We start from the raw sequence: 24,892 nt of genomic DNA, 5'->3' as shown, positions 1-24,892 counted from the left end.
GGTGGCGCAGCTCTTCAGCCGCGACGTCGGCCGGCGGTTCCGCCTCGGCCTGTTCCTGGGCGCGGCCGCACTGGCCGGGCTCGGGGCGCTGGGCTGGAACGCGGTGATGGGCGACCGCGCCTGGGGCATCGGCCTGCCGGCGCCGCAGCCGATCGGCTTCAGCCACGCGCTGCATGCCGGGCAGATCGGGCTCGACTGCCGCTACTGCCACGCCACCGTGGAGCGCGCGGCCAGCGCGGGCATGCCGGCGGCGGAGACCTGCCTCGGCTGCCACAACCAGGTCTGGAACGTCGCCGCCACCTTCGCGCCGCTGCGCACGGCGCTGGCCTTCGGCGCCCCGGTCGAATGGCGCTCCGTCCACCGCCTGCCGGAGCACGCCCGCTTCCACCATGCGGCGCATTTGGCCAAGGGCGTCGGCTGCGCCACCTGCCACGGGCCGGTGGAGACGATGGAGCGCACGGTGAAGGTCCGCAGCCTCTCCATGGGCTGGTGCCTGGACTGCCACCGCAACCCCGGGCCGGAGCTGCGCACCGAGGCGACGCTGTGGGACCGCGCCCCGCCGCCGCCCGCCCCGGATGGTGGCAAGGCGCTGGTGGCGCATTACGGCATCCCGCTGCACCGCCTCGACGACTGCTCGACCTGTCACCGATGAGCGGCTTCCGCGAGCCCCCACTGTGGCGCAGCCCCGACCCGGCCGAGCCGGTGCCGCCGGAGCCCTCGGCGCTGCCGCTGCCCGACCGGCGCGGCGTGCTGCGGCTGACCGCCGCCTCGCTGGCCCTGGCCGCGGCGGCCGGCTGCGACGAGGCGGAGCAGCCGGGCGACCCGCTGCACGCCCCCGCCCGCGCCGCACCGCCCGCCGGCGACGGACTGGTGGCGACGGCGCTGGAGCTGGAGGGGCTGGCGCGCGGGGTGCTGGTGCGGCTGGTGGGCGGGCGGCCGGTGAAGGTGCTGGGCAACCCCGCGCATCCGGCCAGCCTGGGCGCCACCGACGTCTTCGCCGAGGCCGCGGTGCTGACGGCGCACGACCCGAACCGCTCCCTCCAACCGCGCCGCGAGGGCCGGCCCGCCCGCGCCTTTCCCGGACTGCGCGAGGCGCTGGGGCTGCGTGACGGCGACGGCGCGGGGCTGCGCATCCTCACCGGGCCGAGCGCCTCGCCCACGCTGCGGCGGCTGGCGGAGGCGGCGGTGGCGGCCTGGCCCGGCGCGCGCTGGCACGTCCACGACCCGCTGCGCGACGCGGGCGCGGCGGAGGGGATGCGTCTCGCCTTCGGGCAGGGGGCGGTGCCGCTCTATGACCTGGCCCGGGCGCGCTGCGTGCTGAGCCTCGGCGCCGATGTGCTGGGCGAGGGCCCGGCCCAGATCCGCCACGCGCGCGACTGGTCCCGCGCCCGCGCCGAGGGCCGCGCGGCGGGCCGGCTGCCCACGCTGATCGCGGTGGAATCCACTCCCGGCCTGACGGGTGCCAAGGCGGATCGCCGCCTCGCCCTGCGCCCGGCCGAGGTGGAGCCCTTCGCCCGCGCCGTCGCGGCGTCCCTGGGGGTGACGCTTGCGGCCCCACCGCCTGCGCACCCGGAGGCCGCTGCCATCGCCGCCGCGCTGCGCCGTGCCGGGCCGGAGGCGCTGGTCGCCGCCGGGCGCGGCCAGCCGGCGGTGGTGCATGCGCTGGCGGCGGCGATGAACGCGGCGCTGGGGTCGCAGGCGGTGCGGTACGTGGCGCCGATCCTGCCGGAGGCGCCGGGAATCGCGCCGCTGCTGGAGGAGATGGCGGCGGGCGAGGTGCGGCACCTGCTGCTGGTCGGGGTGAACCCCGCCTACGACACGCCCGGCTTCGCCGCCGCCCTGGCGCGGGTGCCGGCCAGCCTGCACGCGGGTCTCTACGTGGACGAGACGGCGCTGCTCGCCGCCTGGCACCTGCCGCTGGCGCATGCGCTGGAAGCCTGGGGCGACGCGCGCGCCTTCGACGGCACCGCCGCGATCCGCCAGCCCGCCACCCTGCCGATGCGCCCGGAGATGCGGTCGGCGGAGGCGATCCTGGCCGATCTTGCGGGGCTGCCGGGGGATGGCCGCGCGACAGTGCAGGAGACATGGCGCGCCGCCTGGGGCGAGGCGGGCTTCGAGGAACGCTGGAACGCAGCGCTGGAAGCCGGGGTGATCGAGGGCACCGCCGCACCCGCGCTGGAGGTCGCGCCGCGCCCCGGCTGGGACCCCGGCCCCTCCCCCGCCCCGCCGCCCGGGATGGCGGCGGTCTTCGTGCCGGACCCCGGCGCCGGGGACGGCAGCGGCGCGGACAATGCCTGGCTCCAGGAGCTGCCGCGCCCGCTGACCAAGCTGGCCTGGGGGAATGCCGCGCTGCTCTCCCCCGCCACGGCCGAGGCGCTGGGGCTGCGCGCGGGGGACGAGGTGGAGATCGCGCTCGACGGCCGCAGCGTGACCGCGCCCGTCTGGCCCACGCCCGGCCATGCGCCGGACACGGTGACGCTGCCGCTTGGCCAGGGCCGCCCCACCGCGCCGGGGGCGGAGGCGGGAACCGGCTTCGACGCCTATCGCCTGCGCGGGCCGACACCCCGCTGGGTGGCGCATGGCGTGACCCTGCGCCCGACCGGTGAGCGGCGGCGCGTCATCGCCACCCAGTCGCACCACACGCTGGACCATCCCGGCGCGGTCCGCACCGTCAATCCCGGCGGCACGGTGCCGGCGCCGCCCGAGGCGCCGTCGCTCTACCCGGGATGGGAGTACCGCGAGACCGCCTGGGGCATGGCGATCGACCTCGATTCCTGCATCGGCTGCAACGCCTGCGTCCTCGCCTGCCAGGCGGAGAACAACATCCCCGTGGTCGGGCCGGAGGAGGTGGCGCGGGGCCGCGAGATGCACTGGCTGCGCATCGACCGCTACCACGCCGGCCCCGCCGAGGCGCCGGAGACTCATTTCCAGCCCGTCCCCTGCATGCATTGCGAGAAGGCGCCCTGCGAGCCGGCCTGCCCGGTCAACGCCACCGTCCACGACAGCGACGGGCTGAACGTCATGGTCTATGCGCGCTGCATCGGCACGCGCACCTGCTCGAACAACTGTCCCTACAAGGTGCGGCGCTTCAACTGGGTGGAGTATGCCCGCCAGCCCGGCGCCGCCCCGGTGCGCGCGCCCGACGTGCCCCGCCGCGTGCGCGGGGTGATGGAGAAGTGCACCTATTGCAGCCACCGCATCGCGAACGCCCGCGGCGCCGCGAGCGCGGAGGGCCGCCCGCTGCGCGGCGAGGAGGTGACGACCGCCTGCCAGCAGGCCTGCCCGACCCAGGCCATCGCCTTCGGCGACCTGAACGACCCCGGCAGCGCCGTGGCCCGCGCGCGGCGCGAGGGGCGGCACTACGCCATGCTCGACCAGCTCGCGCTGCGGCCGCGCACCACCTACCTCGCCCGCGTCATGCCGCCGGAGGACGGCGCATGAGCGGCGCCCCGCGCGACACCCGCCCCCTCGATACCCGCCCCGTCGCCGACATCCCGCTGCACCCGGATTTCGGCTGGCGCTGGCGGGCCTCCGTCGCGACCGCGGTGCTGGCGACGCTGCTGCTGGCCTATGCGACGGCGCAGCTCGTGCTGGTCGGCGTCGGCGTCTGGGGGACCAACATCCCCTATGTCTGGGGCTTCGACCTCATCAACTACGTCTGGTGGATCGGCATCGCCAATGCCGCCAGCCTGGTCGCGGCCGTGCTGGTGCTGCGCAACCACGGCCTGCGCACCGCCGCCAACCGCTTCGCCGAGGCCGCGGCGCTGGGCGCCGTGCTCTGCGCCGCCCTGTACCCCATCCTGCACATCGGCCGCCCCTGGCTGTTCTACTGGGTCTTCCCCTACCCCGCCGCGACCCAGGTCTGGCCGCAGTTCCGCTCGCCGCTGATCTGGGATCTGTGGGGCATCATGTCGCACGTCGTGGTGACGTCGCTATTCTGGTACATCGGGCTGATCCCCGACCTCGCCACGCTGCGCGACCGCGCGCGCCGGCTGTGGGTCGCGCGCTTCTACGGCACGGTCGCGCTCGGCTGGCGCAACTCCGTGCGGCACTGGGCGCGGCACCAGTCGGCCTATCGCCTCGCCGCCGGGCTGGTGCTGCCGCTGCTGGTGATCGCGCAGAGCGCCGTGGCGCTGGAATTCGCGACCCTGATCGTCCCGGCCTGGCACGAGGCGCGGATGACGCTGCACCTCCTCGTCACCGGCCTGCCCTCCGGCATGGGGACCGTGCTGGCGCTGGCCGTGCTGCTGCGCTGGTCGCTGCGGCTGGAGCGCTTCATCGACGCGGCGGACATGCGGCTGCTCTGCGGCCTGCTCGCCGCGGCCGGGGTGGCGGCCGGCATGATCTACCTCGATGGCGCCCTGTTCCTCCTGCAACAGGAGGAGACGACGCGCGCCGCCATCCTCACCCGCATGACCGGCGCCTATGCCCCCGCCTACTGGGGTGCCGTCGCGCTGACCGCGCTGCTGCCGCAGCTCCTGTGGTGGCGGGCGGTGCAGGGGCGGGAATGGGCGGTGCTGGCGATCGGCCTGGGCGCCTCGGCGGGGGTCTGGCTCGACCGCGTCTCCATCGTCGTCGGCGGGCTGCAGCGCGACTTCCTCGACCTCGGCCGCCCGCTCTACGCCCCCACCGGCCAGGAATGGGTCCTGCTGCTCGGCACGCTCGGCCTCTTCGCCCTGGTGCTGCTGGTCTTCGCCCGCACCGTGCCCGTCGTGTCCCTGTACGAGACCCGTCACGAGGAGAGCGAGGCCGAGCGCGAGGAGGCGATGCGGTGAGCGCCGCCCCGCCCGGCCCGGCGGGCCTGGTCGCGGAGTTCACCGCGCCCGGCCCGATGCTGGAGGCGCTGCGCGAGGCGCGCGCCGCGGGCTGGACGCATCTCGACGCCTATGCCCCCTACCCCGTGCCGGAGGCCGCCGAGCTGCTGGGCGTTCGCGGCCATCCGATCGGCTGGATCGCGCTGGCCAACGGCGTGCTGGGCTTCGCCGCCACCTACGCGATCCAGTTCTGGCTCTCGGCCGTGGACTACCCGATCAACGTCGGCGGGCGGCCGCTGCATGCCTGGCCGGCCTTCCTCGTCACCGCGCTGACCATCGGCATCCTCTGGGCCGCGGTGGCGACGCTGGTGGGCATGCTGGTCCTCAACCGCCTGCCGCGGCTGCACCATCCGATCTTCGGCGTGCCCGGCTTCGAGCGCGCGGGCCAGGACCGCTTCCTGCTCTGCCTCTTCGCCGAGGATCCGCTCTTCCGGGGCGATGCCGCCGAGCGCCTGCTGCGCCGCCACGCGCCGCGGCTGCTGCTTCCGGTGCCCGCGGCATGACCCACCGCCACCCGCTTGCCGGCGCGCTGCTCCTGCTGCTGGCGGGCTGCGACGGCTGGACGCCGGACGACCCGCCCCCGCCCCCGCGCCCCCTGCCGGAGGGCATCCGCCTTCAGGGCAGCACGGCGCAGCTCGCCGCCCTCGCCCCGCCCGGCCCGCCGGACGACGCCGCGCTGCGCGCACGCGGGGCGGAGCGCTACGCGATCTACTGCACCCCCTGCCACGGCGTCTCCGGCACCGGCGACGGGCCCGCGGTGGCGCGCGGCTTCCCCCGCCCGCCGGACATCCGCGGCGCGGCGGCGGAGCGCAGCATGGCGGCGGTGGCGGAGAACCGCGGCACCGCCCACCCCCTCGCCGACCGCCTGCCGCCGCGCGACCGCTGGGCGGTGGCGCGCTTCGTCGCCGCCCTGCCGGGCGCGGCGCCGTGAAATGGGCCTCGCTCCTCGCCGTCGCCGGGCTATCGGCCGGCGTCGCCGGGCTGGGCAGCCCGGCGCTGCTGGAATCCTGGCTCTTCGGCGTGCTGTTCTGGTTCGACCTGGCGGTCGGGGCGCTCGGCGTGCTGGCCGTCGGCCACCTGCTGGGCGAGACCTATCTGCGCCCCGTGCGCGCCGAGATGGAGGCGGCGACCCGCACCCTGCCGCTGGTGCTGCTGCTGGCCGCGCCGGTCCTGCTGCGTCTCGACTGGCTCTACCCCTGGGCCATGCAGGATCTGCCGCTGCCCGAGGGGCGGGCGCTCTGGCTGCAGCCCGGCTTCTTCTGCCTGCGGGCCGCCGCCTTCGCCGCGACCTGGCTGCTGCTCGCCCGGGCCCTGGCGCGGCCTGGGCGGCACCGGGTGCTGGGCGGCGTGGCGCTGGTGCTGCTGGCCTTCTCCGTCGGCATGGCCGTGCAGGACTGGGTGCAGTCGCGCGCCCCCTTCTGGCTGGGCGAGCTGCAGGGCTTCACCGGCTGGATCGACCAGATGCTCGGCGCCCTGGCCGCCGCCGTCCTGGTCGGGCTGTGGCGCAGCCGGACGGAGGAAGCCGACCTCGTCAGCCAGGGCCGCGCGCTGATGGCCCTTGCCCTGGGGTCGCTCTGGCTGCGCTTCCTGGAGTTCCTGACGGTCTGGGCGGCCGACCTGCCGGCCGAAGCCGCATGGTACCGCGCGCGGGATACGTGGCTCTGGCTGAACCCCGGGCTGGTGCTGCCCGCGCTGCTCCTCGCCGTGGCCCTGCTCCTCCGACCCACCGGGGCCTGGCTGCGCCCACGGCTGGGCCTCGCCGCCGGACTGCTGCTGCTCCAGCACGCCGGCTACCTCATCTGGCTGCTGCGCCCCGATGCCCCTGGCCCGGCCTGGCCGCCCCGCGCCGATGCGGCGGTGCTGCTGCTGCTCACCGCGGTGCTGTACGGCTGGTGGCGCGCGATGTTGGGCACACGCCGCGCGCCGGGCTGATCCGTACGGCGGGATGATCTGACCTGTCGTGCTGTGGTGTTCCAGCGTCGGACCGGGAGGGGACGCCGTCCCCTCCCAGACCCTCCCCTGCCGGGGCCACAAGCGGGCCCCGGTCCCCGCTGGGAGTCTGGTGCTTCCGGTAGACGTCAGCCTCCGGACTGAACCCTGACAGAGCGCGGACAGGCGGGACTCTGAAGAAGCTCAGAAGGCGTCAGTGCGGGCTGCGGCCGGTCCCGCCGAGGAGCCAAGCTCCTCGGCGCTGTGACCCCGTGTCAGGCTGTCCCGCGGCAGCGCTGATCGGGTCCAGGGCCCGCAGGGTCCTGGCGGAGTGGGGGTACGGGGGCGAGGCAGAGCCTTGCCCCCGGGCCACGGGCACCACGCCGGCACGGATCAAGGCATCCCGCCGCGCGCATGAGCCCATTATCCATCCAGCACCTCGCGCAGCTTCACCGCGAGTTGCTCGATGTCGAACGGCTTGGGCAGGAGGTTGCCGCCCGGCCCGGCCCCGGGGGCTGATCCGGCCGGGCCGCCCGCATAGCCGGTGGTGAACAGCACCTTCAGCCCCGGACGCAGACGCAGCGCCTGCTCGGCCAGCGCGCGGCCGTTCATTTCCGGCATCACCATATCCGTGAAGAGCAGTGTCACCGGCGCATCCGTCTCCAGCAGCCGCAGGGCCTCGGCGCCACCGGAGGCGGAGACGACGCCGTAGCCCAGCTCCCGCACCGCCTCGACGGAATGGGCGCGCACGCGATCCTCGTCCTCCACCACCAGCACCACCTCGGAGGCGGAGCCGGGCCGCAGCGGCAGGGCGGGCTGGTGCCGGGGCAGCGGCACGGCCTCGGCCTGGCTGGACGGCAGGTAGATGCGCACCGCCGTCCCCTGTCCCGGCTCCGAGGCGATCTGGACCTGCCCGCCCGACTGGCGCACGAAGCCGAACACCTGGCTCAGCCCCAGCCCGGTGCCCTTGCCCACGCCCTTGGTGGTGAAGAAGGGATCGAAGGCCTTGGCCAGCACCTCGGGCGGCATGCCGGTCCCGGTATCCTGCACGCAGAGCAGAACGTACTCGCCCGGCGGCACGATGCCGTCCTCGCCGGGCGCCAGAGTCAGGTTGGCGGTCGCGATGGTCAGCCGGCCGCCCTGCGCCATGGCATCGCGCGCATTCACCGACAGGTTGAGGATGGCATTCTCCAGCTGCACCGGATCGACCCGCACGGGGCGCAGGTCGCCCGCCAGGCGCGTCTCCACCCGGATCGCCTCGCCCAGGCTGCGGCGCAGCAGCTCCGTCATGCCGCGGACCAGCGCGTTGACGTCGATCACCTCGGGCGCCAGCGGCTGCTGCCGCGAGAAGGCCAGCAGCCGCTGCGTCAGCGCCGCCGCGCGGGTCGCGCCTTCCATCGCCGCATCGACGTAGCGGCCGACCTGCGTGTCGCCGCGCTCCAGCCGCCGGCGCAGCAGGTTCAGCCCGCCGATCACCACGGCCAGCATGTTGTTGAAGTCGTGCGCGATGCCGCCGGTGAGCTGGCCCAGAGCCTCCATCTTCTGTGACTGGCGCAGCGCCGCCTCGGCCCGGTCGCGCTCCGCCTCCGCGCGCAGCCGGCCGGACACGTCGATGACCGAGGCCATGGTGCGCACTGGCCGTCCCTCCGCGTCGCGGCCGAGCCGGGTGGAGACGAGCACGTCCGCCACCTCGCCCGACTTCCTGACGTAGCGATAGGGCAGGTCGTCCAGCGCGTCCTCGCGCAGCAGCCGCGCCCAATCCTCGGGGAAGCGGGCATCGCTCTCCGGGGTGAGGAAGTCGGAGAGCGGGCGTCCCAGCACCTCGTGCCGCGCCGCATAGCCCATGAAGGACAGCCAGCGGTCCGAGACACTGATCAGCCGGCGCTCCCGGTCGAGCGAGTGCAGCGCGACGGGGGTGCGGGCATAGAGCTCGGCCAGCTCCGCGGTGCGCTGCCCCACTTGCCGCTCCAGCTCCTCGCGGGAGCGCGCCAGCACCTCCCGCGCATCGACGATCTCCTGGATGTCGGTGCAGGTGCCGAACCAGCGCTGGACCGTCCCCGATTCGTCGCGCACCGGCTGTGCCCGGCCCAGGACCCAGCGGTATTGCCCGGAGCAATGGCGCAGCCGGTACTCGATGCGATAGGGCTCGCCCGTGGCCAGGGAGCGGCGCCACACCCGCCGCGCGCGGTCGCGGTCCTCGGGGTGGAACATGCCGTTCCAGGCTTCGCCGTCGGTCGAGCCGCGCGGCACGCCGGTGTATTCGTACCAACGCTCGTTGTAGTAGTCGTGGTAGCCGTCCGGCCGGGTGGACCACACCATCTGGTCGATGGAGTTGGCGATGCCGCGGAAGCGCGCCTCGTTCCGGCGCAGCGTCTCCTGCGCCTCGGCGCGCAGCACGGCGTCCCAGGTGAGCTGCGCCGCCTCCTCCAGCAGCGACACCTCCTCCTCCGTCCAGCGGCGCGGCGCGGCCTGGTGCACGGCCAGACCCGCCTCCCAGCGCCCGCCCCGGCGCAGCGGCAGGTCCACCGCGGCCAGGACGGCCTGGGCCGGCAGGCACGATCCTGCCGCCGCCGGGTCGTCGCGCAGGTCGGCGATCACCACGGGAAGGCCAGCCTGCGCCCGCGCCTCGGCCAGCGCGCCCAGCGCCCCGCCGGGCAGGCGCGACGGGAAGGCCGGCAGCGGCCCGAAGGCCCAGCCGGGGCCGAAGCTGGCCTCGCCGCCCGGGTCACGCCGGTAGAAGCCCAGGCGGTCCGCCGCCAGCCGCTCGCCCAGCGCTTCCGCCGTCAGGCGCAGTATGGCCACCGGCTCCTCCACCCCGCGCTGTCGCTCGGCCAGGGCGAAGAGGAAGCTGCGCTCCTCGTTGGCGCGGCGCAGCGCCTCCTCCGCGCCGCGGCGGCGGGAGATGTCGAGGCTGATGCCGGAGAGCCGCAGCGGCGTGCCGTCGGCCGCCAGGGTGCAGCGGCCCTGGGCCACCACCCAGCGCACGCCGCCGTCCGGCGGCACCAGCCGGTACTCCTCGGACAGCAGGCCGCCCGTCCAGAGCGCCTCGGCAATGGCGGCGCGCAGCCGGTCGATGTCGCCGGGATGGACGTTGCGAAAGAAGGCCTCCAGCGGCGCACCGGCGGCCGCCAGCTCGGGATCGACGCCGTAGAGCCGGGCGAAGCGGATATCGGCCACCACCCGGTTGCGCGGCACGTCCCAGTCCCAGCTGCCGATGCTGCCCGCGGCGGTGAGGGCGAGCTGCAGTCGCTCCTCGCTTTCGCGCTGCGCCTGCCCGGCGCGCACCTGCTCGTCCACATCCTCGGTGGCGCCGTACCAGCGCAGCACCTTGCCGCCGACGGGATCGCGCCACGGCGCCGCGCGGGAGCGCATCCAGGCGTAGCGCCCGTCGGACAGGCGGATGCGGTGCTCGACGTCATAGGGCTCGCCGCTGGCCAGGGAGACGGTCCAGCCCCGCAGGACGGTCTCCCGGTCCTCCGGGTGCACCACCCGGCTCCAGCCCTCGCCCAGTGCCTCCTCCTGGCTCAACCCGGTCCAGGCCAGCCAGCGCGGCGAGATGCTGGTGACGCGCCCGCCGGGATCGGCGGTCCAGGGGACCTGCGGCGTCAGCTCCAGGGTGCGGCGCAGTTCCGCCTCGCTCTCGCGCAGCGCCCGCTCGGCCAGAAGCTGGCGGGTGGTTTCGCGCGTGACGCAGAGCATCCCGGCGACGCGGCCCGATTCATCGTACACGGCGGAGTAGGAGAAGCTCCACCAGCTCTCCTGCGCCGGGCCGCGATGGTCCATGGTCAGCGGCAGGTTGTGGAAGGATTGCGGCTGCCCGGCCAGAGCCGCCTCGGCGAAGGGGCCGATCGTCTCCCACAGGTCGGACCAGATCTCCGGGAAGGGGGTGCCCAGCGCGCGGTCCGCCCGCGCCCCGAAGATCGGGCGATAGGCATCGTTGTAGAAGCTGACGAGCTGCGGCCCCCAGGCCAGGTACATCGGCGTGGGGCAGGCCAGCATCATCGACAGCAGCGCGCGCAGCGAGGTCGGCCAGCCCTCGATCGGGCCGAGCGGGCTGGCCGACCAGTCGTGGCCCAGGATCTCCTGCCCGGCGAGGCTGCCGGCGGCGAGGAAGCGCAGCTCGGAGGGCAGGGATTCAGCGTCCATCGCCCGTCCTCCGTGGCGGCATCCCTTCGCCGCACGGGATGTCTGTCCGGACAGGTCCAGGGCACGGTCCGGAATGGGGCAGCACACCGTTGCGCCTCCTCTCGCCTGCGAGACCTTTGCCTGTCCGGGCTGTTCAGGGAAGGGTGGTCGGCCCCCCCCCGCGCGCCGTGGCCGCCGGCCCCTCCGCGGCGCTGGAGCCGAAGCGCACGGGCAGCGGCCCCGGCGCCGACAGCCCGCGCGCCCCGAGCGTGTAGAGATAGGCCGCCATGTCGCGTGCCGCCGCCTCGCCCACGCCCAGGTCGGGCATGGCATTGCCGGGAGAGACAGCCTGCGGCGCGCGGATCCAGCGCACCAGCGCCTCCGGCCGGTTGGGCAGCAGCCCGGCGATGTAGCCGCGCCGCGCATAGGCGGTCAGCGGCGGGCCGACCCAGCTCGTCGCCCCCGCCACGCCGGGGATTACATGGCAGGCGCCGCAACCATGGCTCGCCAGCGCCTGCCGTCCGCGCGCCGGGTCGCCGCCGGCGACGCGCAGGTGCGGCGGCGGCTCGTCCTCCCCGCCACAGGCGGCGAGGCCGAGCAGGGCGCCGAGGACGGCCAGTTTGCGCAGGGTGGGCATCGCCTATCCTGACGCCGCAGGCGGCGCTTCGTTGCCCGCCGCTGCAGGCGGCACGTCGTTGCCTGCTGCCGCAGGCGGCCCATCGTTGCCGGACGCCCGGCGCAGGCGAAGGGCCAGGAGCGCCGCGGTCGCGAGCAGGGCGACGGCGGTGGAGAGCCACAGCGCCCCGGCCCCCGCGGATTCGAGCGCCAGCCCGAAGAGCAGCGGCGCCAGCGCCTGCACGAGGCGCGCGGGCGCCGCCAGCCAGCCCTGGCGCGCCCCGTACCCCGCCGGCCCGAACAGCGCGAGCGGCAGGGTGCCGCGCGTGACCGTCAGCAGCCCGTTCCCCGCCCCGTGCAGCAGCGCGAAGCCCGCGGCCGCCCCGAAGCCGGCCAGCAGCGCCGCGCCCAGCGGATGCAGCAGGATCGCGGCGCAGCCCGTGGCGAGCGGCGAGAGGCGGCGCAGCAGCGTCAGCTCCGCCAGCCGCCCCGCGACCTGGGCGGGGCCGAGCAGCGAGGCGGCAAGCAGCGCCTCGCCCGGGCCGGCGCCGGCGGCGGCCAGCAGCCCGGGCAGATGGGTGCCGATCGCGCTGCCGTTGAAGGCGATGGCGGCGAAGGCCACGGCCAGGAGGATCATGGCGGCACGGGGCGGCGGGGCGCCCGGCGGCACCGCTGCCACGGCGGTGGGCGACCGCCCTCCCGCCCCGGTCGGCAAGGCCAGGAGATGGGCCGGCAGCGAGACCAGCAGGTTCAGCCCGGCCCAGCCCAGGCAGGCCCCGCGCCAGCCCCATTCCGCCGCCATCAGCGTCGTCAGCGGCCAGCCCAGCGTGCTGGCGAAGCCCGCGATCAGCGTGACGCCGGCGATCGCCCCGCGTGCCTCCGTCCCGTGCAGCGCGGCCAGGGCGGCGAAGGCCGTCTCGTAGAAGCCCAGCGCCATGCCCAGGCCCAGCACCATCCAGGCGCCGACGAGCAGCACCGGCCCCTGCGCCAGGGCGAGCAGCGCCAGCCCCGCCGCCAGCGCCAGGCTGGAGGCCGCCAGCACGCCGCGCCCGCCGCGCCGGTCCACCAGGCGCCCGGCCCAGGGCCCGAGCAGCGCCGTCACCAGCAGCCCGCCGGAGAAGGCGGCGTAGACATCGCCCGACGCCAGGTCCAGCTCGCGCGCCATCGGCGCGGCCAGCACGGCGGGCAGGTAGAAGGAGCAGGCGAAGGCGATCGTCTGGCCGATTCCCAGACCGGCGATGCGGCCGGCGATGCGGCCGGCGGCGAGGCGTGCCGTCACGCGCCGGGCGGGGCCGCGTCGCCGGGGCCGAGGGCGCGCTGCATCAGCACCGTGTCCAGCCAGCGCCCGTGCTTCCAGCCGACCGAGCGCAGGATGCCGATGTCGTCGAAGCCCGCCGCCGCGTGCAGTCGGCGCGAGGCGTGGTTCGCGGAATCGCCGATCACCGCGACCATCTGCCGGAAACCGCGCCGCCCCGCCTCCGCCACCAGCGCGTCCAGCAGCAGCCGGCCGATCCCCTGGCCCTGGGCGACGGGGTCGACGTAGACGGAATTCTCCACCGTGCCGCGATAGGCCGGCCGGGCGCGGTAGGTGCCCGCATAGGCATAGCCCAGGACCAGCCCGTCCCGCTCCGCGACCAGGTAGGGGTGCCCACCGTCCCGTAGCGTGGCGAGGCGGCGCCCCATCTCCGCCTCGTCCGGCGGCTCCAGCTCGAAGGAGGCGGTGCCCCGCTCCACCGCCACGCGGTAGATCGCGGCGATCGCCGCCATGTCCTCCGCCCGCGCCTCGCGCAGCGTCACCGAACCGTCCGCCCGCATCCCGCCCTTCCCCTGGCTGACCGCTCTCTCCTTGCGCGGCGCGCGTCCAGAAGGGAAGCTTATTCACTTTATGCGGAGCATAAGCCGATCTTCGGTGCGAAGGGCCCCAGCCTCGACCAGCTCGCGGCGTTCATCGAGGTGGTGGAGCGTGGCAGCTTCACCGCCGCGGCGGTGCGGCGCGGCGTGACGCAGCCGGCCGTCAGCCTGCTGATCCGCCAGCTCGAACGGCAGCTCGGCCTGCGTCTGCTGGAGCGGGTCGGGCGCCGGGTGCGGCCCACCCCCGCCGGCCAGGACCTGCTGCCGCATGCCTTGCGGGTACGGGAGGCCATGGAGGCGGCGGTCGCGACGGTCGCGCCGCACCGGGCGGGACAGGTGGGGCGCGTGCGGCTGGGCACCGGCGGGACGGCCTGCATCCACTGGCTGCCCCCCATCCTGCGCGGCCTGCGCGAGCGGCTGCCGGGGCTGGAGATCGCGGTGCGGACGGGCAACACGCCGGACATGCTGCGCCTGCTGGAGGAGAATGCCCTGGACCTCGCCCTGGTGACCCTGCCGGCGCCAGGGCGGGCCTTCGCCGTGACGCCCCTGTGCGACGACCCGCTGCTCGCGGCCTTCCCGCCCGGGGAGGCGCCGCCGCCGGGCGGCATCGATGCGGCGGCGCTCGGCGCCCTGCCCCTCGTGCTCTACGAGACGGGCGGGCAGACCCGCCGGCTGATCGACGACTGGTTCCTGCGATCGGGCATCGCCACCCGGCCGGTGATGGCCCTGGGCAGCGTGGAGGCGATCAAGGAGCTGGTCGGGGCCGGGCTGGGCTGCGCCGTGCTGCCCGGCATGGCGCTGCGGACCGGCACGCAGGCGGGGGGGCCGCCCCTGGCGACGCGGCCGCTCGCCCCGCCGCTGCACCGCTCGCTCGGCCTGGTGATGCGGCGCGACAAGCGGCTGGACCGCGGGCTGCGGGAGGTGGTGGCGGCGCTGGCCGCCGCGGGTCGCGCCGCCGGCGGAACAGACATTCCGCCGGAGTGACTTAGCGGCTTCATCGTCCCGTCATCGTCGTGTAGCCTGACTGAAATGCGGCGTGGCTATGCCCCGCGCCGCCACGTCCCTGGGGAGGCACATCATGCTGCGTCGTCGTTCCGTCACCGCCGGCGCCGTCGCGCTGGCCGGGCTCTCGGGGGCCTCCCTGGGCCGCCCGGCCCTCGCCCAGCAGAAGATCGATCTGCAGTTCTGGCACGGCCTGACCCAGCCGCTGGGCGGGATGCTGGAGCAGCGCGCGGCCGACTTCAACGCCACCCAGAACAAGTACCAGGTCACCGCGACCTTCCGCGGCGCCTATCCGGAGACGATGGTGGCCGCCATCGCCGCTTTCCGCGCCGGCACCGCCCCGCACATCGTGCAGATGTTCGAGGTCGGCACGGGCACCATGATCGCCGCCGGCCGCGCCATCGTGCCGGTGCACGCGCTCGCGGAGCAGACGGGGGTGAACATCGGCCTCGACGACTACCTGCCGGCGATCAAGGGCTACTACAGCCTGCCGGACGGACGGCTGATGAGCCTGCCCTTCAACAGCTCCACCGCCATCGCCTACTGGAACAAGGACGCCTTCGCCAAGGCGGGCCTCGACCCGGACAAGTTCCCCGAGACCTGGCCGGCACTGGCCGAGGCCGCGCGCAAGCTGAAGGCCGCCGGCATCGCCATGCCGATGAGCACCTCCTGGCCGACCTGGGTGCATGTCGAGCAGCTCTCGGCGATCCACAACATCCCGCTCGCCACGCTCGCCAACGGCTTCGAGGGGCTGGGCGCGGAGCTGCGGATCAACAACCCGCTGGTGGTGCGCCACATCGCCAACCTGGTGGAGTGGCAGAAGGAGGGGCTGTTCCGCTACGGCGGGCGCGATTCCGCCGGCGACGGCGTCTTCCCCTCCGGCGACGCGGCCATCTCCTTCGCCTCCTCCGGCACCCGCGCGCGCATCGTGAAGGAGGCGCGCTTCGCCTGGGGTGCGGCGATGCTGCCCTACTACCCGGACGTGCAGGGCGCGCCGATCAACAGCATCATCGGCGGCGCCAGCCTGTGGGTGATGCAGGGCGGGCCGAACAAGCAGCGCTCGGCGGACGAGCTGCGCGGGGTGGCGGAGTTCTTCCGCTACATGTCCCAGCCCGAGGTGGCGGCGAAGTGGCACCAGGAGACGGGCTACCTCCCCGTCTCGCAGGGCGCCTACCAGGCGACGCGGGCCTCCGGCTTCTACGCCCAGAACCCCTATTCCGAGGTCGCGGTGCAGCAGATGCTGCGCGGCGGCGGCAACACCACCGAGAACAGCAAGGGCATCCGCCTGGGCGGCTTCGCCGAGATCCGCAACATCATGCAGGAGGAGCTGGAGCGGGCGCTGCAGGGCCAGCAGACGGCGGAGCAGGCCATGGCGAACAGCCAGACCCGCGGCAACGTGGTGCTGCGCAACTTCGAGCGCGCGAACCGCGGCTGATCCGATGGAGAGGAAGGCCGTCTTCAAGGGCTGGGCGCTGCCGCTGGCGCTGCTGCTGCCCCAGCTCGCGATCACGGCGGTCTTCTTCTACTGGCCGGCCTTCCAGGCCATCTGGCAGTCGACCCTGCGGGAGGATGCCTTCGGCTTCTCCCGCGAGTTCGTCGGCATCCAGAACTTCGTGGACGTGCTGTCGGAGCCGCGCTGGCGGAACGCCGCCTGGAACACGGCCGTCTTCTCCACCTCCGTCGCCGTGCTGGCGCTGTCCGTGTCGCTGTTCCTGGCGGTGCAGGCGGACAAGAAGCTGCGCGGCTCCGGCGTCTTCCGCACCCTGCTGATCTGGCCCTATGCCGTGGCACCCGCCGTCGCCGCAGTGCTGTGGCTGTTCATCTTCCACCCGCAGATCGGGCTGGTGGGCAGGGCGCTGAACCAGGCGGGGCTGCACTGGGACTACCGGCTCGACGGGACCCAGGCGATGATCCTGGTGGTGATCGCCTCCGCCTGGAAGCAGGTGGCCTACAACTTCATCTTCTTCCTCGCCGGCCTGCAATCCATCCCGCAATCGGTGCTGGAGGCGGCCGCCATCGACGGCGCCCGGCCGGTGCGGCGCTTCTGGACCGTCGTGCTCCCCCTGCTCTCCCCCACCGCCTTCTTCCTGCTGGTGGTGAACCTGACCTACGCCTTCTTCGAGACCTTCGGCGTGATCCACGCCCTGACCCAGGGCGGCCCGGGGAACGCGACGGAGACGCTGATCTACCTCGCCTGGTCGGACGGGGTGCAGAACCTGAACCTCGGCACCTCCTCGGCGCAGAGCGTGATCCTGATGGTGCTGGTGATCGGCCTGACCGCCATCCAGTTCCGCTACGTCGACCGCAAGGTCCACTACTGATGGCCAACCCCCAGGTGAGCCCCGCCGCGCTCCAGGACGCGCGCGGCGGCGTGCCCGTGCCGGCGGAGGCGCCGGACCTCCTCCTCGCCGCCACCCGCCGGCGGCAGTGGCGCCAGAAGGCCTTCGCCTACACGGTGCTGGTGCTGGGCGCGCTGCTCTTCGCCTTCCCGATCTGGATCGCCCTCGTCGGCTCCACCCACGATGTCGGCACGCTGGGGCGCGGCGACGTGCCGCTGCTGCCCGGCTCCCATGCCGCGGAGAACTTCCGCACCGCCTGGGGCGAGGGCAGCGGGCGCAACCGCATCACCCCCGCCTGGATCATGCTGTGGAACAGCGCGGTGATGGCGACGCTGATCGCCGTGGGCAAGATCGCCATCTCCATCCTCTCCGCCTATGCGGTGGTGTTCTTCCGCTTCCCGTTCCGCATGGCCGCCTTCTGGACGATCTTCATCACCCTGATGCTGCCGGTGGAGGTCCGCCTGATCCCCACCTTCCAGGTCATGGTGAACATGCGCCTGACGGACACCATGACGGGGCTGGTGCTGCCGCTGATCGCCTCGGCCACCGCGACGCTGCTGTTCCGCCAGTTCTTCCTGACCATCCCGGACGAGCTGGCCGAGGCCGCGAAGCTGGACGGCGCCGGGCCGCTGCGCTTCCTGCGCGACGTGGTGCTGCCGCTGTCGCGCAACTCCATCGCGGCGCTCTTCGTCATCCTGTTCATCTACGGCTGGAACCAGTACCTCTGGCCGCTGCTGATCGTCACCGACCGCTCGCTCGACACCATCGTGGTCGGCCTGTCCAAGTCGATCGGCACGGGCGATTCCCAGAACGAGTGGAACACCATCATGGCGCTGGCCGTGCTGGCCCTGCTGCCGCCGGTCGCGGTGGTGGTGGCGATGCAGCGCTGGTTCGTGCGCGGCCTGACCGAGACGGAGAAGTAGACCCTTGGCCACGCTCAGGCTGGAGACCATCCGCAAGGCCTTCGGCCAGACCCAGGTGCTGCACGGCATCGAGCTGGAGGTGGCGGACGGGGAGATGGTGGTGCTCGTCGGCGCCTCGGGCTGCGGCAAGTCCACCCTGCTGCGCATCGTGGCGGGGCTGGAGACGCCGACCAGCGGCCGGGTGCTGATCGACGGCCGGGACGTGACCGGGCTGGAGCCGGCCGATCGCGACATCGCCATGGTGTTCCAGAACTACGCCCTCTACCCGCACATGACGGTGCGGCAGAACATGGCCTACGGCCTCAAGATCCGCGGCCTGCCGCGGGCCGAGATCGAGAAGCGGGTGCAGGACGCCGCCGCCATCCTGGGGCTGGAGGCGCTGCTGGACCGCCGCCCGCGCCAGCTCTCCGGCGGGCAGCGGCAGCGCGTCGCCATGGGCCGCGCCATCGTGCGCGAGCCGGCGCTGTTCCTGTTCGACGAGCCGCTCTCCAACCTCGACGCGCGGCTGCGGGTGCAGATGCGGGCCGAGATTCGGCGGCTGCAGAAGCGGCTCGGCGTCACCTCCATCTTCGTCACCCACGACCAGGTGGAGGCGATGACGCTGGGCGACCGCCTGGTGGTGATGCACCAGGGCCGCGCGGCGCAGGTCGCCTCGCCCATGGAGGTCTGGTCGCGCCCGGCCGACACCTATGTCGCGAGCTTCATCGGCAGCCCGGCGATGAACTTCCTCCCCGCCACGCTGGAGCCGGGCGGGGCGGCCGCGCGGCTGGAGACGGGCGCGGTGGTGCCCTTCGCCGACGGGCCGCGCCCGGGGGCGGCGGGGTCGAAGCTGACGCTGGGCATGCGCCCGGAGCACTTCCTGCCCGGCGACGGCCCCGGCGCCCTGCCGCTGGCGGTGGAGCTGATCGAGCCGCTGGGATCGGAAACCGTGGTGCACGGCCGCCTGCCGACGGGCGAGGCGATGGTGGTGCGGGTGAACGGGCCGTTCAGCGGCGCCGCCCTGCCGGTCCGGCTGGACCCAGGCGAGCTGCATGTCTTCGACGGCGAGGGGCGGCGGCTGGAGGCGGCCTGAGGCCGGGATCCCGCGCCTGGGGGTGTCGCCGGGCGCGCAGGCCCGGCGACGCCCCCGACGCGGCTCAGCCGGGACAGCGGTCCGCCCGCGTCCAGTGGCGCGGAATCTTCGGGCCGCTGAAGCCGGGGCGGCCATCGGCGATGCGCTGGAGCAGGTCCCGGACCTCCGAGGCGATCAGCAGCGCGCTGCGCGGCGTGGAATTGCCGGAATGGCCCGCGATGTCGTCGAGATCGACGATCTTCGCGTCCGGCGCATGGGCGGCCACCTCCATCACCCCGCTTTCGCCGGGCGAGAGGAGCTGGTCGAAGCAGTTGGGCATCAGCAGCAGCCGCGCGCGGATGGAGCGGGCCGCCGCCCGGAGGTCGCCGTTGAACGGGGGCGTCCTGGCGATGTCGTGCTCCACGATGGCCAGGGTGCGGTAGTACCAGTCGCGCGCCTCCGTCGTCGCCCCGAGTTGCTCGGTGGTGGAGGCGTAGAAGCGGTCCACCTCCGCCCGGTCGCGGAACATCTCCCCGAAGGACTCGGCCGAGAAGCCGAAGGCGTTCTGGATGTTGATGCCGATGCCCGTCCCGCGCCGCGGCGGGTCGTCCGCCGGGTAGTTCCCGTCCCGCCACTTGGGGTCGAGCGCGATGGCCTGCCGCGCCGCCTCCCAGATGAAGGCGGTCTGCCGGGTGGCATGGGCCTGCGGCACCACCGGGATCACCGCATCCATGAAGTCCGGGAAGCTGACCGCCCATTGCAGCGAGCCGATGCCGCCCATCGAGATGCCCGTCACCGCGACCAGGTGCCGGATGCCGAGGCATTCCGTGATCAGGCGGTGCTCCGCCTTCACCATGTCGCGGATGGTGAAACGCGGGAAGTTCATGTTCATCCCCGACCGCGTGGGCGAGGTGGTGGCGTTCGGATCGGTGGAGGCGACGCCCAGCGTATCGGGCTGGATGACGAAGTAGCGGTCGGTGTCCAGCGCCTTGCCCGGCCCGGCCAGGAAGCTCTGGCTGGTCCGGTTCCCGCGCAGCCCGTGGATCGAGAGGATGGCATTGCTGCGCTCGGCGTTGAGCGTGCCATGGGTGATGTAGGTCATCCGCACGTTCGGGATCGTCGCGCCGCTCTCCAGCGCCAGATCGCCGAGCTGGCAGGTCTGGACCTGGGAGGTCTGGGCGGCCGCGGGAAGCGCCGCGAGCACCCCGCACACCAGCCCTGCCAGGCCCGACAGCCGCGCGGCGGCCCTGGCACGCCCCGGCCGCCGCAGGATCGCGTGCCGGGGCGGCGGCTGGCGCCCGCGCCAGGCCCTCGCAGTCCATCTGACCATGTTCCTGGACTCCCTCGTTTCTGTTGAGCTTGTTGAGCGTCGGCACGGCCGGCGCCGATCACTGTCTAGTCGACCTTCCACGCGGCGGGGAGGGCCGCGCCCGCCGCACCGAGGACGACGTGGCATCGGCGCAGGCGTCCCGGATCGGGGAGCCGGGCGGGCGCCGGCCGGGTGGCCCCGCGCCCCCAGCCCTGCGCGATCCGCGGCTCCGCCCGGGCCCCGCTTCTGCTAGCCTCCCGTCCGGAACGGGTTTTCCATGGGTTTCCGAGGTCCCATCTGGAAAGGCGAACCGTTCCACCCCTCCCGCGTTCACCGGCTGCCGCCTGGCAACACGGTCCCGGCCGGGGTTCCACCGCCTCCCCGACCCAGCGCCGGCCCCAGCGGCCCGCGCGGAGACCCGACACTGGACTCGATCACCCCCGTTTCCGACCCCGCCGAGGCCGCGATCCTGGCCTCCGGCCTGACCGTCGAAACCCGCGAGATGCCGCAGCTGCGGCGCCTCGTCGCCCGTCGCATGCCCGCCGATGCCGCCACCGTCGCCGCGGCCCTGTGCGAGGTCCGCCGGCGCGGCTGGGCCGCCCGGCTGAACGACATGGCCAGCCGGGCCGGCCAGGCCTGGGTGCAGCCGGACGACACCCGCGCCGCCGCCGCCGCGATCGCCACGCCCGAGCCGGACGAGGCCGCCCTGGCCACGGCGCTGTCCGGCGTGCTGGACCGTCGCCTGCGCGCCGCCGGCGACACGCCGCAGGCCGCGCTGGAGGCCCTCGCCGCCGAGATCGCCGACGGCCAGGGCGGCGCCCTGTCGCCCGACCGGCATGCCGAGCTGGCCGGCGCCGTCGCCCGCGCCTTCGGCCTCACCCCGGACCGGGCCGAGGATTTCGTCGAGGCGGCCGAGCGCGCCGAATCCCGCCGCCGGCAGGAGCAGCGCGCCGCCGAGAAGGTCGCCCGCGCCCGCAAGCGCGAGGAGGTGGCCCGGCTGCGCGCCTGGGAACGCTCGCTGGTCGGGCTGGAGGCGGTGCCCCGCCTGCTCGGCTGCACCGAGCGCGAGGCGCTGCGCTGGGCGGGCACCGGGCTGCTGCCGGTCGCCAAGCGTACCCCCGGCAAGGGCGGGCGGGAGGTCTGGCTGTTCGACCCGGCCGAGCTGGCCCCGCTGCGCACCCGCCTGCCGGAATGGCGGGAGGACCAGCCCGACCCGCGCGAGCGGAAGCGCGACCGCCCTGAGGGGCGCGATGTCCCCGCCGCCCCCGCGATCCGCCCGGCCGGCGGCATGGGCGGCAAGGCGGCCAATGCCGCCGTGGCCCGGGTCGCCGCGCTGGACCGCTTCGCCGGACATTTCGCCACCGCCCGCGCCTTGAACCGGCGCATCACGCTGGTCACCGGCCCGACCAATTCCGGCAAGAGCCACACCGCGCTGGACCGGCTGGCGACGGCGGAGAGCGGCCTCGCCCTCGCCCCCCTGCGCCTGCTGGCGCATGAGTTCCGCGAGGCGCTGGGGGCGCGCGGCGTCCCCGCCTCCCTCTCCACCGGCGAGGAGCGGGTGCCCGTGGAAGGCAGCCGGCACCTGGCCGCGACGGTGGAGATGTGCCCTTTCCAGTCGCCCGTAGACGTGGCGATCGTGGACGAGGCGCAGCTCCTGCACGACCGCGACCGCGGCGCCGCCTGGACCGCCGCCATCATGGGCGCCCCGGCGCGGGAGGTCTTCGTGCTCGGCGCGCCGGAATGCATCCCGATGGTGCAGCGGATCGCGACGCTCTGCGGCGACCCGGTGGAGTCCGTCTCGCTGCGGCGCAAGGGCCCGCTGGTCGCGGCGCGCAACCCGGTGCGGCTGGGCGACCTGAAGGCGGGCGATGCGCTGGTCGCCTTCTCCCGCCGCGACGTGCTGGACTTCCGGGCGGAGCTGGTGAAGCGCGGCAAGCGGGTCGCCGTCATCTACGGCGCGCTGAGCCCCGAGGTGCGGCGCGCCGAGGCCGCCCGCTTCCGCTCGGGCGAGGCCGATATCCTGGTCGCGACCGACGCCATCGGCATGGGGCTGAACCTGCCGATCCGCCGGGTGGTCTTCTCCACCCTGCGCAAGTTCGACGGCGAGGAGCGGCGGGAGCTGAACTCCCAGGAGGTCAAGCAGATCGGCGGCCGCGCCGGGCGCTACGGCCAGCACGAGGAGGGCATCGTCGCCGTGCTGGCCGAGGGTGGCGGCGGCACGCCGGAGCTGGTCCGCCGGCTGCTGGAGGCCCCGCCCGACCCGCCGGCCGAGCTGCGCCCGCAGGTGCAGCCGGATTCCGACATCGTGGCCGCCGTCGCCGCCGAGATCGGCTCGGACAGCCTCTTCGGCGTGCTGGCCCGCATCCGCCGCGCCGTGCTGCGCAAGGACGACCCGAACTACCGCCTGGCCGACCTCTCCGCGCAGATCGCCATCGCCTCCGCCGTGGACGGGGTGGAGGGGCTGCCCCTGCTCGACCGCTGGACCTATGCGATGTGCCCGGTGGACGAGCGCGACCACGGCGTCGCCCGCCTCGCCCGCTGGGCCATCGAGCACGGCGCCGGCCGCCACGTCGCCCCGCCGCTGGCCGGCCGCCTCTCCGCCCCCGACCGGGCGGCGCGGGAGGAGCTGGAGCGGGCGGAGAAGACGCACAAGCGGCTGGTCGCCTGGCGCTGGCTCTCCCTCCGCTTCCCCAGCGCCTATGCCGACCACGCGCTGGCCGAGGCGGAGACGGAGCGGCTGGACCGCTGGATCGAGGAGGTGCTGCGCCAGCAGCGCCGCAGCCGCCCGGGGCGCTGAGGCAGGGCGGCGGCCGCGGCGCCGCCGTCAGCCGGCGAAGAGCGCCTCCACCCAGGCGGCCATGCCGAACAGGGCGGCCTCGCCGTCCGGCACGCCCAGGAGCTGCAGGCCGAGGGGCAGGCCCGCCTCCGCCTGCAGCACGGGCAGGGTGACCACGGGCACGCCGAGCAGGGAGCCCGGCACCACGAAGATGGTGTTCCCGGTCGAGCCCAGCCCCTCCGGCGCCGCGCCGGGCGCGGTGACGGAGACCAGGCCGTCGCAGCGCGCGGCCAGGGCGGCATGGGCGGCGCGGGCCGCGGACCGGCGGCCGAGCAGGGCCAGGTAGTCCGCGCGGGTCATGGCGCCGCCCTGGGCGTGGCGGTCGCGGGCGGACTGGCTCAGCCCCGCCGCGTCACGGGCGACGAAGGAGCCGAGCGGCCAGCGCCATTCCCAGGCATTGATCCCCAGGGTGATGTCGCGCGCCTCGGCGGTGGCCTCCTCCAGCGCCGCCAGCTCGGGGCAGGAGCCGCGGGTCAGGATCTCCACCCCGGCGGCGCGCAGGCGATCCAGCGCGACCTCCAGCGCGGCGCGCGCCTCGGGCTGCAGGATCGGCCAGCCGGCCGTCTCCAGCAGGGCGAGCCGCCGCGGCGCGGCGGCGGGGGGCAGCTCCTCCGGCCCGCCCAGGCCGGGATAGCCCGGATCGCCCCCGACCCGGCCGGCGATGGCGCGGGCCATCACCCAGGTATCGGCCAGCGAGGCGCCGATGGTGCCGGTGGTGCTCTGGCTCAGGAAGTCCAGGCTGCCGCCGCGGTTGATGCCACCCACCCCGGGCTTGAAGCCGTGGACGCCGCAGAAGGCGGAGGGGCGGATGATGGAGCCCACCACCTGGGTTCCCAGCGCCCCGGCCACCATGCCGCAGGCGACGGCCGCGGCCGATCCGCTGCTGCTGCCGCCGGGCGTGCGCGACAGGTCCCAGGGATTGCGGGTGCCGCGCGGCTCGGAGGAGGCGAACTCCGTCGTCACGGTCTTGCCCAGGATGACCGCGCCGCATTCGCGCAGCCCCTGCACGCTGGCCGCATCGAAGCGGGGCACGTAGCCGTCGTACAGGGTGGAGCCCATCTGCGTCGGCATGTCGGCGGTGTCGATGATGTCCTTCACCCCCACCGGCATGCCGTCGATGGGCGAGAGCGGGCGGCCGGCGCGCCAGCGTTCCGTGGCCGCGTCCGCGGCGCGCCGGGCACCCGCCGCATCCAGCACGGTGAAGGCGCCGACCTTCGGCTCCCAGAGCTCGACCGCTTCCAGGCAGGCCTCGAGGAAGGCGCGGGGGGTGTCGCCGCCGGCCGTGGCGAAGGCCTCGCGCCGCGCCAGGAAGGGGCGGGTGCGGGGTCGGTCGGGGGTATCGCTCGTCATCGGGAGTCTTCCTGCATGCGGACGGAGCCGGGACGGTCCCGTTCGGGGCGTCGCGGCCCCGCCCGGCTTCCCGGCGCGAGGATTCCAGCAAGGATCGCGCCGCCGTCCCACCCCTTCGGCCGGACCGGAAGCCGGCGGATCAGAAGCCCACCAGCACCAGCCCCGCCAGCACCGAGAGCAGGATGTTCACCACGATGGCGCAGGCGATGAGCGCCAGGGTGAAGGCCAGGCGACGCTCCTCCGGCACCCGCACGACGATCGGGATGCCGACCCAGAGGATGTAGAGGCTGTAGAGGCCGAGGATCGCCAGGAAGCCCAGCACCGGCACGATCGCGAAGACACCCGCCAGCCAGGAGGCGGTGGGCGAGTAGGCGGCGAGCTTCATCGCCTGGAGCGGATCGGCGGTGCCGCCGAAGCGGGGCGCCAGCGCCTCCACCAGCTTCGCCAGGACGAAGACGCCCAGCAGCCCCAGCAGGTAGCTGGCCACCGCGCCGAACAGCGCGGAGATCGGGCCGACCCGCATCCCCGGATGCAGCCAGCCCAGCGCCCCGCCCAGCAGCACGGTGCCGAGGAAGCCCGCCACCGCGGGCACGGCCGAGAGCGGCACGGCATAGGCGCGGAAGACCTCGGCCGGCGTGCCCGGCTCCGCCGCGATGACGCGCCACTCCGTGGCCGGGCTGAGGATCAGCCCCTTGGCCCGCGCAACGATGTCCATGACCCCGTCCCCCTGCCGCCCTCCGGCCCGGGC

Annotated in this window: 19 protein-coding genes; 12 read left to right on the top strand and 7 right to left on the bottom strand. The window is 74.7% G+C overall.

Annotated features, from left to right (window positions below; genetic code table 11):
- Position 1: 1 nt before the first annotated feature.
- From LPC08_RS04960 to LPC08_RS04935, 6 genes are read left to right on the top strand one after another with little or no spacing between them, the layout of a single operon-like run.
- Positions 2-652, top strand: a complete 651-nt coding sequence (locus tag LPC08_RS04960) for a cytochrome c3 family protein (RefSeq protein WP_230451626.1) — start codon at positions 2-4, stop codon at positions 650-652.
- Positions 649-3,441, top strand: a complete 2,793-nt coding sequence (locus LPC08_RS04955; protein WP_230451625.1) for a 4Fe-4S dicluster domain-containing protein — start codon at positions 649-651, stop codon at positions 3,439-3,441. The genes LPC08_RS04960 and LPC08_RS04955 overlap by 4 nt, the downstream gene beginning before the upstream one ends.
- Positions 3,438-4,775 carry a hydrogenase gene (locus LPC08_RS04950; RefSeq protein ID WP_230451624.1) on the top strand — a complete coding sequence of 446 codons (1,338 nt, stop codon included), beginning with the start codon at positions 3,438-3,440 and terminating at the stop codon, positions 4,773-4,775. Before LPC08_RS04955 ends, LPC08_RS04950 begins: the two co-directional genes overlap by 4 nt.
- On the top strand, positions 4,772-5,317 hold the full coding sequence (locus LPC08_RS04945) for a DUF3341 domain-containing protein (RefSeq protein WP_230451623.1): 546 nt from the start codon (positions 4,772-4,774) through the stop codon (positions 5,315-5,317). Before LPC08_RS04950 ends, LPC08_RS04945 begins: the two co-directional genes overlap by 4 nt.
- Positions 5,314-5,745 (top strand): c-type cytochrome, encoded by a 432-nt coding sequence (locus LPC08_RS04940; protein ID WP_230451622.1) that lies wholly within the window; start codon positions 5,314-5,316, stop codon positions 5,743-5,745. The genes LPC08_RS04945 and LPC08_RS04940 overlap by 4 nt, the downstream gene beginning before the upstream one ends.
- Positions 5,742-6,746: a hypothetical protein gene (locus LPC08_RS04935; RefSeq protein ID WP_230451621.1), complete on the top strand. Its 1,005-nt coding sequence runs from the start codon at positions 5,742-5,744 to the stop codon at positions 6,744-6,746. The genes LPC08_RS04940 and LPC08_RS04935 overlap by 4 nt, the downstream gene beginning before the upstream one ends.
- 420 nt (positions 6,747-7,166) lie before the next feature.
- Here LPC08_RS04935 and LPC08_RS04930 read toward each other — a convergent pair whose 3' ends face one another.
- From LPC08_RS04930 to LPC08_RS04915, 4 genes are all read right to left on the bottom strand, one after another.
- Positions 7,167-10,889, bottom strand: a complete 3,723-nt coding sequence (locus tag LPC08_RS04930; RefSeq protein WP_230451620.1) for a PAS domain-containing protein — start codon at positions 10,887-10,889, stop codon at positions 7,167-7,169.
- 133 nt (positions 10,890-11,022) lie between these two features.
- On the bottom strand, positions 11,023-11,505 hold the full coding sequence (locus LPC08_RS04925; RefSeq protein WP_230451619.1) for a c-type cytochrome: 483 nt from the start codon (positions 11,503-11,505) through the stop codon (positions 11,023-11,025).
- Between the two features lie 3 nt (positions 11,506-11,508).
- Positions 11,509-12,762, bottom strand: a complete 1,254-nt coding sequence (locus LPC08_RS04920; RefSeq protein ID WP_230451618.1) for an MFS transporter — start codon at positions 12,760-12,762, stop codon at positions 11,509-11,511.
- Positions 12,759-13,298, bottom strand: coding sequence for a GNAT family N-acetyltransferase (locus LPC08_RS04915; protein ID WP_230451617.1), 540 nt, complete (start codon positions 13,296-13,298; stop codon positions 12,759-12,761). Before LPC08_RS04915 ends, LPC08_RS04920 begins: the two co-directional genes overlap by 4 nt.
- 87 nt (positions 13,299-13,385) lie before the next feature.
- On the opposite strand from LPC08_RS04915, the gene LPC08_RS04910 reads away from it, so the two are divergent.
- The 5 genes from LPC08_RS04910 (at position 13,386) to ugpC (ending at position 18,670) form a co-directional block, all read left to right on the top strand.
- Positions 13,386-14,318: a LysR family transcriptional regulator gene (locus tag LPC08_RS04910; RefSeq protein ID WP_255702332.1), complete on the top strand. Its 933-nt coding sequence runs from the start codon at positions 13,386-13,388 to the stop codon at positions 14,316-14,318.
- A gap of 94 nt (positions 14,319-14,412) precedes the next feature.
- Positions 14,413-15,771 (top strand): sn-glycerol-3-phosphate ABC transporter substrate-binding protein UgpB, encoded by a 1,359-nt coding sequence (gene ugpB / locus LPC08_RS04905; RefSeq protein WP_230451615.1) that lies wholly within the window; start codon positions 14,413-14,415, stop codon positions 15,769-15,771.
- A gap of 4 nt (positions 15,772-15,775) precedes the next feature.
- Positions 15,776-16,657, top strand: coding sequence for a sn-glycerol-3-phosphate ABC transporter permease UgpA (ugpA, locus tag LPC08_RS04900; protein WP_230451614.1), 882 nt, complete (start codon positions 15,776-15,778; stop codon positions 16,655-16,657).
- Positions 16,657-17,598 carry a sn-glycerol-3-phosphate ABC transporter permease UgpE gene (gene ugpE, locus LPC08_RS04895; protein WP_230451613.1) on the top strand — a complete coding sequence of 314 codons (942 nt, stop codon included), beginning with the start codon at positions 16,657-16,659 and terminating at the stop codon, positions 17,596-17,598. Before ugpA ends, ugpE begins: the two co-directional genes overlap by 1 nt.
- Before the next feature lie 4 nt (positions 17,599-17,602).
- Positions 17,603-18,670 carry a sn-glycerol-3-phosphate ABC transporter ATP-binding protein UgpC gene (ugpC, locus tag LPC08_RS04890; protein WP_230451612.1) on the top strand — a complete coding sequence of 356 codons (1,068 nt, stop codon included), beginning with the start codon at positions 17,603-17,605 and terminating at the stop codon, positions 18,668-18,670.
- A 64-nt stretch (positions 18,671-18,734) separates the two neighbouring features.
- On the opposite strand, the gene LPC08_RS04885 is transcribed toward ugpC, so the two are convergent.
- Positions 18,735-19,979: an alpha/beta fold hydrolase gene (locus tag LPC08_RS04885; protein WP_230451611.1), complete on the bottom strand. Its 1,245-nt coding sequence runs from the start codon at positions 19,977-19,979 to the stop codon at positions 18,735-18,737.
- 481 nt (positions 19,980-20,460) lie between these two features.
- Between LPC08_RS04885 and LPC08_RS04880 the strand changes: the two genes are divergently transcribed.
- Positions 20,461-22,755 carry a helicase-related protein gene (locus LPC08_RS04880; protein ID WP_230451610.1) on the top strand — a complete coding sequence of 765 codons (2,295 nt, stop codon included), beginning with the start codon at positions 20,461-20,463 and terminating at the stop codon, positions 22,753-22,755.
- A 27-nt stretch (positions 22,756-22,782) separates the two neighbouring features.
- On the opposite strand, the gene LPC08_RS04875 is transcribed toward LPC08_RS04880, so the two are convergent.
- The gene (locus LPC08_RS04875) at positions 22,783-24,144 is read right to left on the bottom strand and encodes an amidase (protein ID WP_230451609.1); all 1,362 of its coding nucleotides are present in this window, start codon (positions 24,142-24,144) and stop codon (positions 22,783-22,785) included.
- A 139-nt stretch (positions 24,145-24,283) separates the two neighbouring features.
- Complete coding sequence (locus LPC08_RS04870) at positions 24,284-24,859, bottom strand: Yip1 family protein (RefSeq protein WP_230451608.1); 576 nt, start codon at positions 24,857-24,859, stop codon at positions 24,284-24,286.
- Positions 24,860-24,892: the final 33 nt, after the last annotated feature.

It is taken from the genome of Roseomonas sp. OT10 (assembly GCF_020991085.1).
In the GTDB taxonomy this organism is placed as follows: domain Bacteria; phylum Pseudomonadota; class Alphaproteobacteria; order Acetobacterales; family Acetobacteraceae; genus Roseomonas; species Roseomonas cutis.
Note: the sequence above shows the minus strand (reverse complement) of the source record. Positions and strands in the feature narration are given on the sequence as shown.